The organism is Sporichthyaceae bacterium (genome assembly GCA_036493475.1).
In the GTDB taxonomy this organism is placed as follows: Bacteria; Actinomycetota; Actinomycetes; order Sporichthyales; family Sporichthyaceae; genus DASQPJ01.
In genome coordinates, this window is the sequence record DASXPS010000194.1 from 24,214 (window position 1) to 38,298 (window position 14,085).

9 protein-coding genes are annotated in these 14,085 nt (G+C 69.5%); 4 read left to right on the top strand and 5 right to left on the bottom strand.

Going from position 1 to position 14,085, the window contains the following annotated elements:
- Positions 1-86: 86 nt before the first annotated feature.
- Positions 87-2,879 carry a preprotein translocase subunit SecA gene (gene secA, locus VGJ14_18780; GenBank protein ID HEY2834473.1) on the top strand — a complete coding sequence of 931 codons (2,793 nt, stop codon included), beginning with the start codon at positions 87-89 and terminating at the stop codon, positions 2,877-2,879.
- A 42-nt stretch (positions 2,880-2,921) separates the two neighbouring features.
- Here the strand turns inward: secA and VGJ14_18785 are convergent, their stop codons facing one another.
- Together VGJ14_18785 and VGJ14_18790 are read right to left on the bottom strand one after the other, a co-directional pair.
- Complete coding sequence (locus VGJ14_18785; protein ID HEY2834474.1) at positions 2,922-3,608, bottom strand: HAD family phosphatase; 687 nt, start codon at positions 3,606-3,608, stop codon at positions 2,922-2,924.
- 28 nt (positions 3,609-3,636) lie between these two features.
- Positions 3,637-4,017, bottom strand: coding sequence for an Rv3235 family protein (locus VGJ14_18790; protein HEY2834475.1), 381 nt, complete (start codon positions 4,015-4,017; stop codon positions 3,637-3,639).
- An 84-nt stretch (positions 4,018-4,101) separates the two neighbouring features.
- On the opposite strand from VGJ14_18790, the gene VGJ14_18795 reads away from it, so the two are divergent.
- Both VGJ14_18795 and pruA read left to right on the top strand, forming a co-directional pair.
- A complete protein-coding gene (locus VGJ14_18795; protein HEY2834476.1) occupies positions 4,102-4,593 on the top strand; it encodes a hypothetical protein in 492 nt (163 codons plus the stop codon).
- 441 nt (positions 4,594-5,034) lie between these two features.
- A complete protein-coding gene (gene pruA / locus VGJ14_18800; protein ID HEY2834477.1) occupies positions 5,035-6,681 on the top strand; it encodes an L-glutamate gamma-semialdehyde dehydrogenase in 1,647 nt (548 codons plus the stop codon).
- 76 nt (positions 6,682-6,757) lie between these two features.
- Here the strand turns inward: pruA and VGJ14_18805 are convergent, their stop codons facing one another.
- Genes VGJ14_18805 through VGJ14_18815 form a run of 3 tightly spaced genes read right to left on the bottom strand, consistent with a single transcriptional unit; the run spans position 6,758 to position 12,855 of the window.
- A complete protein-coding gene (locus VGJ14_18805) occupies positions 6,758-7,231 on the bottom strand; it encodes an SRPBCC family protein (protein ID HEY2834478.1) in 474 nt (157 codons plus the stop codon).
- A gap of 39 nt (positions 7,232-7,270) precedes the next feature.
- Complete coding sequence (locus VGJ14_18810; protein HEY2834479.1) at positions 7,271-12,070, bottom strand: NAD-glutamate dehydrogenase; 4,800 nt, start codon at positions 12,068-12,070, stop codon at positions 7,271-7,273.
- Positions 12,067-12,855: a tryptophan 2,3-dioxygenase family protein gene (locus tag VGJ14_18815; GenBank protein ID HEY2834480.1), complete on the bottom strand. Its 789-nt coding sequence runs from the start codon at positions 12,853-12,855 to the stop codon at positions 12,067-12,069. The genes VGJ14_18810 and VGJ14_18815 overlap by 4 nt, the downstream gene beginning before the upstream one ends.
- Before the next feature lie 37 nt (positions 12,856-12,892).
- Between VGJ14_18815 and prfB the strand changes: the two genes are divergently transcribed.
- Positions 12,893-14,005: a peptide chain release factor 2 gene (gene prfB, locus VGJ14_18820; protein ID HEY2834481.1), complete on the top strand. Its 1,113-nt coding sequence runs from the start codon at positions 12,893-12,895 to the stop codon at positions 14,003-14,005.
- Positions 14,006-14,085 lie beyond the last annotated feature (80 nt).

The window sequence follows — 14,085 nt, forward strand, 5'->3', positions numbered from 1 at the left end:
AGACACGTTGTCCCCCTACGATGAGAGCTACGGCGTGGTGTCGCGCCGTCGCGTTTCGCGTGCCGACCGGCAGGGAGTTCGTCAGCGTGCCCAATCTCTTCGACAAGATGTTGCGTACCGGCGAGGGCCGGATCCTGCGCAAGCTGGCCGGTATCTCTGCGCAGGTCAACGCCCTGGAGCCGGACTTCGAGAAGATGTCCGACGCGGAACTGCGCGAGATGACCGACGAGTTCCGCAAGCGCCTGGAGGACGGCGAAACCCTCGACGACATCCTGCCCGAGGCCTTCGCCACGGTCCGCGAGGCGGCCAAGCGCACGCTCGGCCAACGACACTACGACGTGCAGATCATGGGCGGCGGCGCGCTGCACCTGGGCAACATCGCCGAGATGCGTACCGGCGAGGGCAAGACCCTGGTCGCCACCTGCCCCACCTACCTCAACGCCCTGACCGGCGACGGCGTGCACGTGATCACCGTCAATGACTACCTGGCCGAGTACCAGGCCGACCTGATGGGCCGCGTGCACCGCTTCCTCGGGCTGAGCGTGGGCACGATCCTGGCCCAGCAGCCGCCGGACGTGCGCCGCGCGCAGTACAACTGCGACGTCACCTACGGCACCAACAACGAGTTCGGCTTCGACTACTTGCGCGACAACATGGCCTGGACCGCCGACGAACTGGTGCAGCGCGGCCACCACTACGCGATCGTGGACGAGGTCGACTCCATCCTGATCGACGAGGCCCGCACGCCGCTGATCATCTCCGGCCCGGCCGACCAGGCCACCAAGTGGTACAACGAGTTCGCCCGCCTGACGCTGATGCTGCGCGCGGGCGAGGCGGCCAAGGAGAACATCCGCGAGGGCAAGGTCCCGGAGACCAACGACTACTCCTTCGACGAGAAGAAGCGCACCGTCGCGGTGCACGAGCAGGGCATCAGCAAGGTCGAGGACTGGTTGGGCATCGAGAACCTCTACGAGTCGGTGCACACCCCGCTGATCGGCTACCTGAACAACGCCATCCGGGCCAAGGAGTTGTTCAAGCGGGACAAGGACTACATCGTTGTCGAGGGCGAGGTGCTCATCGTCGACGAGCACACCGGCCGCGTGCTGGCCGGTCGCCGTTACAACGAGGGCATGCACCAGGCCATCGAGGCCAAAGAGGGCGTGGAGATCAAGGACGAGAACCAGACCCTCGCCACGATCACCCTGCAGAACTTCTTCCGGCTCTACGAGAAGTTGTCCGGCATGACCGGTACGGCCATGACCGAGGCCGCCGAGTTCGACAAGATCTACAAGCTCGGCGTGGTGAGCATCCCGACCAACAAACCGATGATCCGCAAGGACCAGGCGGACCTGGTCTACAAGACCGAGGCGGCCAAGTACGACGCGGTGGTCGAGGACATCGCCACCCGGCACGAGCGCGGCCAACCGGTGCTGGTCGGCACGGTGTCGGTGCAGAAGTCCGAACACCTGTCGCAGCTGCTCAAGCGGCGTGGCGTGCGCCATGAGGTGCTCAACGCCAAGCAGCACGCCCGGGAGGCGGCGGTCGTCGCCGAGGCCGGACGCAAGAGCGCGGTCACCGTGGCCACCAACATGGCCGGGCGTGGCACCGACATCATGCTCGGCGGCAACGTGGAGTTCCTCGCCCACGCCGAGTTGGAGCGCAAGGGCCTGATCGCGGCGGATAACCCGGAGGACTACGAGGCCGCCTGGCCCGGAGCTCTGGAGGCGGCCAAGGCGGCCGTGCAGGCGGAGCACGACGAGGTGTCCGAGCTGGGTGGGTTGTACGTGTTGGGCACCGAGCGGCACGAGTCGCGGCGCATCGACAACCAGTTGCGCGGTCGGTCAGGTCGGCAGGGCGACCCCGGCGAGTCCCGGTTCTACCTGTCGCTGGGCGATGACCTGATGCGGCTGTTCAAGTCCCAGGTCGTGGAACAGGTGCTGACCCGGCTCAACGTGCCGGAGGATGTGCCGATCGAGTCGAAGATGGTGTCCCGCGCGATCCAGTCCGCGCAGTCGCAGGTGGAGCAGCAGAACTTCGAGATCCGCAAGAACGTGCTCAAGTACGACGAGGTGCTCAACAAGCAGCGCATGGTGATCTACCAAGAGCGGCGCCGGGTGCTGCACGGCGAGGACCTGCGCGACCAGGTCCTTGGCTTCCTGGAGGACACCGTCGAGGCCTACGTCAACGCCGAAACCGGCGATGCGTTCGCCGAGGACTGGGACCTGGACAAGCTGTGGGCGGCCTTCCGCCAGCTGTACCCGATCCAGTTGGCGCCGGAGCAGGTGCTTGCACAGGTCAACGGGGACAAGGCCAGCCTCGAGATCGAGATGGTCATGGAGGCCATCAAGGACGACGCGTTCGACCGGTACGACGAGCGCGAGGCGGCGCTGGGCGAGGAGGTCATGCGCGAGCTGGAGCGACGCGTGGTGCTCTCCGTGCTGGACCGCAAGTGGCGCGAGCACCTCTACGAGATGGACTACCTGCGCGAGGGCATCGGCCTGCGCGCCATGGCCGCCCGTGACCCGTTGGTGGAGTACCAGCGCGAGGGCTTCGAGCTGTTCACCGCGATGATGGAGGCGATCCGCGAGGAATCGATCGGCTTCATCTTCAACGTCGAGGTGCAGGTCGATCAGGCCGACGAGGCCACCGAGGCGGCCAGCGAGGAGGAGCCGCCGCACATCCTGGCCCGCGGCCTGGACACCCCGGAGCGGCGCAGCGAGCTGCACTACAGCGCGCCCACCATCGACGGCGACCAGGCCACGATCGAGTTCAACGGCGAGATGGACCTCGACCTGGACTCCGACGACGATGGGCCGGACCTGCCCGCGCAGAAGATGAACCGGTCCGAGCGGCGCGCGGCCAAGCGCGACAAGGGCTGACTCCCCCTCACAACGTCCGGCTCTCGCCGCGTAAGAACGCTGTCAGAGCCGGACGTTGGCGAGCAGCTCGGCGAGATCGGCGGCGGTCCAGCCGACGAGGCTGTTCGTCAGGGTGCGGCCCGGGCCGGGCGTCAGCGGCACCACGTGCGGGACGGCCAGGGTGTGCACACCGGCCGCCACCGCGGACGTGACACCCCGTGGGGAGTCCTCGATCGCGATACAGCGCGCCGGAGAGGCGCCCAGTAATCGAGCGGCCAACAAATAGGGCTCCGGGTTCGGTTTCGGGGCGGCGACCTCGTCGCCGGTGACCAGCGCGGCGAAGGTGCCATCCGGCAACCCGTCCAGCACCGCCTCGGCGAACCGCCGCCAGGACATGGTCACCAGGGCGCAGGGCACGCGGCGCGCACGCAGGTCGGTGAGCAGCTCCTGCGCGCCCGGTCGCCACGGGATGTGCGCGCGCACCCGGGAGACCACGCCGTCCAGCAGCCGGTGGACGATCTCCTCGGCGGACAGCGGCACACCGCCGTGCTCGGCGATGTACAGGGCGGATTCGATGAGGTCCCCGCCGACCAGCTCGTGGGCGTGCGCGGCGGACCAGGTGCCGCCGTATGACTCCACGAGCGCGAACTCGCACTCGATCCAGTACGGCTCGGTGTCGACCAGCGTGCCGTCCATGTCCCACAGCACCCCTGCGGGCAGCGGGTGCGTGCGGCGGGCATCGGTGGTCACGGCCGGACGAGCGTACTGGGGTCAGCCGTCAGCCGATCTCCAGCGCCGTGCAGATCCACCGGCCGCGCCTGGCCTCCATCCGGAATGCCATGGCCCGCACCCGCTCGCCGCGCAGCACGGTGTTCGCCTCGACCACGTCCGGCGCCACCCGCCGCACGTGCACCCGGTGCGGCGCCGGCCGCGGGCCCGCATGCGGCCGCCGGGGCCCCGGCATCGGGCGGCGGTGCAGTACCTCGCGCACCTCACGGCTGACGAATGGGGCGAGGGTGCCCGCCGGGCGTTGCCCGACCAGCGTCTCGGCGACCGCGCGGGCGAACGCGGTCGCCCACGCGTGCGGATGGGTTGGCTCGACCCGCGCGAGGGGGAGCGCGGCGGCCAGCGGGGCGGCGGGGAGGATCGATGACTGCACGCCCGTTCAGAGCCACGAACGGGCGCGCTGATACGTCCGGATCGCCAACCGACAGAATTGGCTCCGAACGGATCGGAGGGCGCCGTGCGCGTGTACCTGCCGCTCACCTGGGCGGGCCTGGCGGGCGCTGCGCAGCGTGGCGGGCTGCCGCCGGGCACCGGCTTCGCGGTCACCCCGGCGCTGCGCGAGTGGTACGCGTCGGGTGACGCGGAGGAGTTGGAGTTCGCCGCGATGGGCGACGCCGCGCAGGAGTGCCTGCGACTGCTCGCTGCCGACCCGACCGTGCCGCGCCGCCGCGTGGTGGTGGCCGCGGACGTCCCCGACCCCGACGTGCTGCCCGCCCCGGACCGACACCCGGCCGTCGTGCTCATCGGCGCCGCGGTGCCGATGCGGATCTGGGCCTCGGTGCACGTCGACGACCCGTCCGCCGTCGCTGACGTGACCGCCGCCGCCGAAGCGATCGTGGCCGCCGATCGCGGCGACGACGACGCGCAGTTCACCGTGGACGGCGCTGCCGACCACGCGCTGCAGTGGTACGCCGTGCAGGAGATCGCGGGGCTGCTCGCCGCGGGCTGAGTTCTGCCCGAACGGGGGAACGTGCGTTGACCGACCACTGACCCACCGTTAGACCTGAGAACGGACGCGGGGGCGCAACGAATTCGCATTCGCACGGATCCACGGGGGGTGGGCAGGCGTTCGGGCACGAGGGGCGTACCGGACGCGAGCTGCTGCAGGTCAGGGCGGGGGTACGGGGGAACCCCTCGACCGGGGCTGCACCTCTGGGTATCTGCGGGGCGCGGATCCAACCCTGCCCCCGCGTCCACCAACGACCTCGTAAAGCACCAGGTTGCGCGCTTGTCCTTCGCTCGCCTCAATCGCGTGTGCGCTTCGCTCCACACGCTCAATCGGCTCGGCAGGACAAGCGGGCCGCAGTCGTAAAGCACCAGGTTGCGTGCTTGTCCTTCGCTCGCCTCAATCGCGTGTCACGATGGTCGAGCGGGGAATGATCATGCCCTGGTGAGTTTCGGAGGCGATCAGGTGGACGCGCTGACCCGAGTGCCGCCGCCGCGCAACGAACCGGTGTCCGGCTATGTGCAGGGCAGCCCGGAGCGCGCCCGGCTGGAGGCCAAACTCAAGTCGCTGGCCGCCGAACGGGCTGACCTCACCGTCACCATCGGCGGGGTCTCCCGCTCGGGTCACGGGCCGGAGTTCGAGGTGCGGGCCCCGCACGACCGTCGGCTGCTGCTCGGCATGGGCCGGGGCGCCGACCACGCGGACGCCGCCGCCGCCGTCGAGGCTGCGTTGCAGGCGGCCCCCGTCTGGCGCGACCTGACCTTCGATGAGCGCGCCGCGGTGTTTCTACGCGCGGCCGACCTACTGGCCGGCCCGTGGCGGGAAACGATGAACGCGGCCACCATGCTCGGCCAGTCCAAAACGATCTACCAGGCCGAGATCGACGCGGCGTGCGAGCTCATTGACTTCTGGCGGTTCAACGTCGGGTTCGCGCGGACCATTCACGCCGAGCAGCCGATCAGCCCGCCCGGGGCGTGGAACCGCCTCGACCACCGCCCGCTGGAGGGCTTCGTCTACGCGATCACCCCGTTCAACTTCACCTCGATCGCGGGCAACCTGCCCACCGCCCCGGCGCTGATGGGCAACACCGTGCTGTGGAAGCCCGCCACCACGCAGACGCTGGCCGCGCGGGTCATCATGCAGATCCTGGAGGCTGCGGGTCTGCCGCCGGGCGTGATCAACATGCTGCCCGGCGACGGCAAGGCCTCCTCCGAGGTCGCGCTGACCCACCCGGCGTTGGCCGGCATTCACTTCACCGGCTCGACGAAGGTGTTCCAGCAGTTGTGGCGCACGGTCGGGGAGAACATCGCCGGCTACCGCACCTACCCGCGGCTGGTCGGGGAGACCGGCGGCAAGGACTTCGTGCTTGCCCACCCGTCCGCGGACCCCGCCGCGCTGCGCACCGCGCTGATCCGCGGCGCGTTTGAGTACCAGGGTCAGAAGTGCTCGGCGGCGTCGCGGGCGTACATCGCCCGCTCGGTCTGGGACCGCATGGGCCCGGACTTCCTCGCCGAGACCGCCGAATTGCCGATGGGCGACGTGACGGACCTCGGCAACTTCCTCGGCGCGGTCATCGACGGCAAGGCCTTCGCCACCCACCGCGACGCCATCGAACGCGCCCGGGTGCGGGCCAGCACCGACATCCTGGTCGGCGGCAGCTACACCGAAGCCGTTGGCTGGTTCGTGCGACCGACGGTGATCCGCTGCGCCGACCCGGCCGACGAGGCCATGCGCACGGAGTACTTCGGCCCGATCCTGTCGCTGTTCATCTACGAGGACGCCGACTTCGATCAGGTGCTGGACACCGTCGACCGCGGCACCGACTACGCCCTGACCGGCGCGGTGTTCGCCACCGACCGGGCGGCCGTGGCCCGAGCCGGGCACGCCCTGCGCTTCGCTGCCGGGAACTTCTACGTCAACGACAAGCCGACCGGCGCGGTGGTCGGCCAGCAGCCGTTCGGTGGCGCCCGCGCATCCGGTACCAACGACAAGGCCGGCTCCGCACTGAACCTGCTGCGCTGGACCAGTCCGCGGGCGATCAAGGAGACCTTCGTGCCGCCCACGGACTGGCGCTACCCGCACATGAACTGAGCCGAGCGGCATGCGAGCTTGCTCGTATGCCCGAGGCGATGGCACATGTTGACGAGCGCAGCGAGGAGTACATGGGTTAGTTGGATTCGGCGGCCTTCTTGATGTTGGCCAGCGTGGTGTCCATCAGCTCCTGGGCGTAGCCGGTCCGGTCGGCGACGCCGGTCGCCAGCTTGGTCACCAGCCCGACCTTGAAGATCGAGCTGCGGGTGTCCGTCCAGCTCTCGGTGACCCGGCAGCCCTCGGTGGTCGGCTCGATGTCGTAGCCCCAGGTGGCGCCGTTCAACCCGGCGATCTTCACGGTGAACGACAGGTGCTTGGGTGCCTCGGCCTGGTTGACCACCACGCCGCCGGACCAGCGGTGCCAGCCGTTCTTGTTGGTGCCCTTGAACTTCACCCCCGGCGCGGCCTCGGTGGCCCCGCCCACCCACTTCCCGCCAACGTTCTCCGGACTCCACTCACCCATCCGCGGCAGGTCGCTGACCATCGACCAGATTCTCTCCGGCGGGACGGCGATCTCGATGGTGGAGGTGAGCTTTTCCTGGTCGGTCATGAGGGTCCTCCGGGGACGGCGGTGGGGAGATGATGGCAGTCAGGAGCGCGGTCCGGTGAGCAGCGCGCGGAAGTTCCGCAGTGCCACCGAGGCCATCGCCAGGTCCAGGTGGTCCGCGGACACAATCTCGCCGATCACCCGATTGGTGCGTTCGACCACCGGCCCGGCGGCCTCCCGCCAGGTCTTGAACCGGTCGCCCACCGGGCCGTCGCCGGCCGCCAACACTTCCGCGGTGAGCGCGGCGTGCGCCGCGAAAAGGTCTTCGCGCAGTGAGGCCCGGGCCATGGTGCGCCACCGGTCGTCCCGCGGCAGCGCGTTGACGGCGTGCAGCAGTTCGCTGATCTCCAACTCGTCGGCGATGAGGAAGAACGCCTCGGCCACCAGTGCTCGGGAGCACCCGGAGTTGGTCGCCACCTCCACGATGTCCAGCGAGGCGAAGGCCAGGTCCAGTGCGGCGCAACGCTGCGCGAGTGAGTGCGGGACCCCGGCCGCGACCAGTGCGTCGCGGCCCTCGGCCAAGCCTGCCGCGTCGGCGCCGCGGGCCAGTTCCGGTACCAGGCCCAACACCTCGGTGACCCCGGAGCTGAAGAAGTCCACCTCGGCGTCGATGTCCAGCGGCGAGCGGCGCTTGGCCAGCAGCCAGCGGGTGGCCCGCTCGGCCAGGCGCCGGGCCTGCAACCGCATCCGGGTGGACACCTCGGCGGGGATCGTGCCGTCCAGGGCGGCCACGTCGTTGCGGAACTGCTCCAGGTCGAACGCGTCGCGGGCGACCAGGTAGGCGCGGGCGATGTCCACGCCCGGCTGCGCGGTCTCCTCGCGCAGCCGGTGCACGAAGGTGATCCCGGCGTCGTTGACCAGGTCGTTGACCACGGAAGTGACCAAAATTTCCCGGCGCAGCGGGTGTTCCGCGATGGCTTGAGCGAATCGGTCCCGCAGCGGTATCGGGAAGTACTCCACCGGGACGCGCTGCAGCGCCGCGGACTCCGGGAGGTCGCTGTCCAGCAGCTCCCGGTCCAGAGTGATCTTCTGATAGGCCAGCAGCACCGACAGCTCCGGCCCGGTCAGCCCGCGGCCGGCGGCCGCACGCGCCGCGATTTGTTTATCCGACGGCAGGAACTCCAGGGCCCGGTCGAGGTCGCCGGTGGACTCCAGGTGCCGGATGAGCCGGTTGTGCGCCGGTAGCAATTGGGCGGCCTGTGCCTCGGCGTTGGCCAGCGCCACGTTCTGCGCGTAGTTGTCGGCCAGCACCAGCGCGGCCACCTCGTCGGTCATCGAGGCCAGCAGAGCGTCGCGGTCCGGGCCGGCGGAGCCGGCGTGGTTGAGCAGGATCTTGATGTTCACCTCGTGGTCGGAGGTGTCCACCCCGGCGGAGTTGTCGATGGCGTCAGTATTGATCTGACCACCCGTCAGCGCGTACTCGATGCGGCCGCGCTGGGTGGCGCCCAGGTTGCCACCCTCACCGACGCAGGCCGCGCGCAGGTCGCCGCCGTTGACCCGGATGGCGTCGTTGGCCTTATCGCCGACCTCGGCGTGCGATTCATCGCCGGCCTTCACATAGGTGCCGATGCCGCCGTTCCACAGCAGGTCCACGGGGGCCAGCAGGATCGCGTGCAGCAGGTCGTTCGGGGTCATCGCGGTGATGCCCGTGGGCAGGCCGAGCCGGGCACGGACCGGGTCGCTGATCGGGATCGACTTCAGGCCCCGCGGGTACACCCCGCCGCCGGCCGAGATCAGTGAGGTGTCGTAGTCCGCCCACGAGGAGCGCGGCAACGCGAACATCCGGGCCCGCTCGTGCCAGGAGCTCTCCGCGTCCGGATCGGGGTCCAGAAACACATGTCGGTGGTCGAAGGCGGCCACCAGGCGGATGTGTCGGGACAGCAACATGCCGTTGCCGAACACGTCACCGGACATGTCACCGACGCCGACGCAGGTGAAATCCGTGCTCTGGCAGTCGATGCCGCGCTCGCGGAAGTGCCGCTTGACCGATTCCCACGCGCCGCGGGCGGTGATGCCCATGACCTTGTGGTCGTAGCCGGCCGAACCACCGGAGGCGAACGCGTCGCCCAGCCAGAAACCACGCTCGGTGCTGATGGCGTTGGCGATGTCGGAGAACGTCGCGGTGCCCTTGTCCGCGGCCACCACCAGATAGGCGTCGTCGTTGTCGTGTCGTACCACGTGCGCGGCGGGCACCACCGAGCCGCCGCGCAGGTCATCGGTGAGCTCGAGCAGTGCCCCGATGAAGCTGCGGTAGCAGGCGACCCCCTCGGTCATGGTTGCGGCGCGGTCCGTCTCCGGCACCCCGCACAGGACCGGCGGGCGTTTGACCACGAAGCCACCCTTGGCGCCCACCGGCACGATTACCGTGTTCTTCACCATCTGCGCCTTGACCAGGCCCAGGATTTCGGTGCGGAAGTCCTCGCGCCGATCGGACCAGCGCAGACCGCCGCGGGCCACCGGACCGAAGCGCAGGTGCACGCCCTCGACGGTGGGGGAGTACACCCAAATCTCGAATCGGGGTCGGGGCGCGGGCAGGTCCGGGATCTGCTGTGGGTCCAGCTTGAACGCCAACGCGGGACGCACGTCCGCAGTGGGCTCGGTGTCGCTCGCCCGCGGCAACCAGTGGTTGGTGCGCAGCGTGGCGGCGATCAGGGTGAGGAACGAGCGCAGGATGCGGTCGGCATCCAGGCTGGTTACCTCGTCCAGCGCGGCCAGCACGTCCGAGCGCAACGCGTCTACCACGTCGGTGCGCGCGGTGTTGTGCGCGTCGCCCAACGCCGGGTCGAACCGGGCCTCGAACAGCCGGACCAGGGTGCGCGCGATCTGCGGATTTCCGGTGACCACCTGCTCGAGGTAATCCTGGCTGAACGTGGTGCCGGCTTGCCGTAGGTACTTCGCATACGCGCGCAGCACGGCAACCTGACGCCAGTCCAGGCCTGCGCACAGCACCAGGCGGTTGAACGTGTCGGATTCCGCCTGGCCGGCCCGCACCGCGAGGAAGGTCTGCTCGAAGGCCTCGCGCACCTCGGCCACGGGCTGCGCGTCGGAGCCCGCGCACAGGCCGAAATCGTAGATCCAGGCCTCGCCGAGATCGGGGGCGTCGATGCGGTAGGGCTGTTCGTCGGTGACCTCGACGCCGAGGTGCTGCAGCACCGGTAGCACCTCGGACAGCGACACGGCGGGCCCGCGCCGGAACACGGTGAACCGGCGGGTGGCCGGGTCCGCCCCGGCATACAGCCGCACGGCGAGGGAATTCGGGGCCAGCTTCTCCAGCCGGGTGAGGTCGTCCACCGCCGCGCGCGCCGAGTTCGCCTCGCGGTATCCGGCCGGGAACGCGTCGGCGTAACAGGTCGTCAGTTCCGCGGTGCGGTGGGCGTCGTAGCGCTCGTCGAGGGCCTCGACGAGTTCCTCGCGCCAGGTCCGGGTGACCTCGACCAGCCGCGCTTCGATGGCCGCCGCGTCCACCTCCCGGTCGGCCACGGCGCGCTCGGGGTCGATGCGGACGAAAAAGTGCAGCCGGGCCAGCACCGACTCGGTGACCCAGGAGGTGTATTCGATGTTGGTGCCGTGCAGTTCGGAGACCAGCACGCCCTGGATCCGCAGCCGGTTCTCGGTGTTGTAGCGGTCGCGCGGCAGATACACCAACGCGGAGACGAACCGACCGAACTCGTCGTGTCGCAGGAACAGCCGCAGCCGGCGGCGTTCCCGCAGATGCAGCACCGCGGTGAGGATCTCCAGCAGTTCCGGCACCGGTGTGGCGAACAGCTCATCGCGCGGGTAGGTCTCCAGCGCCTCCCGCAGGTCCCGACCGGAGTAGCTGGTCGGCTCGAAGCCGGTGAGTTCGAACAGCGCGTCGACCTTGCGCCGCAGCAGCGGGATGCGCACCACGCTCTGGGAGTACGCGTCGCGGCTGAACAGGCCGAGGAAGCGACGTTCCCCGATCACCTCGCCGGCGTCGTTGAACCGCTTCACGCCGACGTAGTCCAGATAGCCCGCCCGGTGCACGGTGGAGCGGGAGGTGGATTTGGTGATGACCAGCGGGTTGCGGTCGCGGGCCTTGGCCCGCACCGGCGCGGGCAACGTGTCGAAGGAGGCCGAGATCGCCGAGTCGCCGCGCAGAATGCCCAGGCCGGTGCCGGCCACACCCCGCAGCTCGTCCCCGTTCGGGCCCTCGACCAGGCTGTACTCGCGGTAACCGAGGAACGTGAAGTGGTTGTCCGCCAGCCAGGTCAGCAGGTCCCACGCCTCGGTCAGCCCCGGGTCGGCCACCATGTCCGGGGTGCCCGCGCTGCCGAGCAGGTCGTCGGCCGCCCGCAGCACGGCCTCGCCCATTTTCTGCCAGTCCTCCACCGCGCTGCGCACGTCGTCGAGTACCCGGCGCAGGTCGGCCTCGACCTCGGCGGCCTCGGCATCGGAGAGCCGGTCGATTTCCAGGTGCATCCAGGACTCGCGGGCGTCCGCCAGGTCCTTCCCGCTGCCCTCGGCCGGGCCGAGCAGGGTGCCGGCGACATCCCGCCGCACCACGATCTGCGGGTGCACCACCACGAAGATCGCCCGGTCGGTGCGGGTCAGTTCCTGGCTGACCGAGTCGACCAGGAACGGCATGTCATCGGTGACGATCTCCACCACCGAACGGCCCTCGGCGTCCCAGCCCACCTCGCCGGTCAACGGGGTGAACACCCGCACCCGCGCGGTGCCCTGCGCCCGCTGCCGCGCCACGTCCAGGTGGGAACGGACCGCGCCCTCCAGGTCCGCGGCCGAGCGCCCGAGGAGGTCTTCGGCCGCGACGTGCTTCCAGTAGGCCTGACGCAGGGCGGCGAACTCGTCCTCGGAAAAGGTCATAGCTCGTCCCTCAAGTTCCACAGTGCCGGGTAGTAGCGAAGCGGTAGCCGACTGCGTAGATAAGGGCCGCCGGATGAGCCTCCGGTGCCGGAACGGGTGCCGATCTGGCGCTCGACCATAACGACGTGCCGGGAGCGCCACAGCCAGGCGTTGGCGTCGTGCGCGATCAGCGCCTCGGCCAGGTCCCACTCCGCGCCGAAGGACTCGCGGTCGTCGGCCACGGTGCGCAGGGACGCGGTCAGCCCCGGCCCCTGCGTGGCCAGCCCCAGATCGGTCAGCACGTGCAGGTAGCCGTCCCAGAGGGTGGGCTCGGCCAGCCGCCGTTGCAGCCGGGCTCGCTCGGCGCCGGTGAGCCCGACGAAGCGTTCCACGAACTCGGGGTCTTTCGCGCCGGACAGGAACTCGATCTCCCGGAATTGGACCGATTGGAACCCCGACGCCGGGGCCAGCCGACCGCGGAAGACCTGAAAGTCCTGCGGGGTCATCGTCTCCAGCACCTCGACCTGGGAGATGAGCACCTTCTCGATCGCGGCCACCCGGTCCAGCAGGTGCCGGGCCTGCCACAGCCGGCCGCAGAACATCGCCGCCCGCACCGCCTCCAGCTCGTGCAGGATCTCGGCGAACCACAGCTCGTAAACCTGGTGGATGGTGATGAACAGCAGCTCGTCGTGGGCCGGGGGGTCGGCCAGCGTGCGCTGCTGGTCGAGCAGTTCCGGCAGCCGCAGGTACGACCCGTAGGTCAGGCGCGCGCCCTCCTCCCCGAAGGAGCGCGTGGCACCGGACACGAGCCCGACCCTACTCATCCGGCTACCCTTCCCTCCCGTGGCCGTTATTGATCCGACCGAGGCGCTGCGCGCGCTGAACAGCACGCTGAGCTCGGTCGAGCACGTCGTCGACCTGGACAAGCTGCGCAAGGAACATCAGGAGCTGGAGAACCAGGCCGCAGCCCCGGACCTGTGGGACGACCAGGAGCGGGCGCAAAAGGTCACCAGCCGGATGTCGGCGGTGGCTGCGGAGATCAACAAGGTCGAGGGCGTGCGTCGCCGGCTGGACGACCTCGGCGTGCTCTTCGAGTTGGCCGACGAGGCCGATGACGCGGACACCCGGGCCGAGGCGGAGGTCGAGCTCGCCGCGCTCACCAAGGAGATCGGCGAGCTGGAGGTGCGCACCCTGCTCAACGGGCCCTACGACAGCCGGGACGCGCTGATTACCATCCGGTCCGAGGCCGGTGGCGTGGACGCCGCGGACTTCGCCGAGATGCTGTTCCGGATGTACCTGCGCTGGGCCGAGCGGCACCGCTACCCGACCGAGGTCTACGACACCAGCTACGCCGAGGAGGCGGGCATCAAGTCCGCCACCTTTGTGGTGCACGCCCCGTACGCCTATGGCACGTTGTCCGTGGAGCAGGGCACGCACCGGTTGGTGCGCATCTCCCCGTTCGACAACCAGGGCCGTCGGCAGACCTCCTTCGCCGGGGTCGAGGTGGTTCCGGTGACCGAGCAGACCGACCACGTGGAGATCCCCGACGACGAGATCCGGGTCGACGTTTACCGTTCTTCCGGCCCCGGCGGGCAGGGCGTGAACACCACCGACTCCGCGGTGCGACTGACCCACATTCCGACGAACATCGTGGTCTCGTGCCAGAACGAGCGGTCCCAGTTGCAGAACAAGGCCCGCGCGATGGAGGTGCTGCAGGCCAAGTTGCTCGAGGTGCGCCGTCGCGAGGAGCAGGCGAAGATCAATGCGCTGAAGGACGACTCGTCGGGTTCTTGGGGCAACCAGATGCGGTCCTACGTGGTGCACCCGTACCAGATGGTCAAGGACCTGCGCACCGAGCACGAGGTGGGTAATCCGCAGGCCGTGTTCAACGGTGAGATCGATGACTTCATCGAGGCCGCAATCCGTTGGCGCCGGCAATCTGCTGCGGGCAATTAGGAATCTGACGCCCCGTTTCGGACGATTTGCGCGCGGATCCGTTCGGGCGCAACGCAAACGCCGGTCCACGGTCACGACAT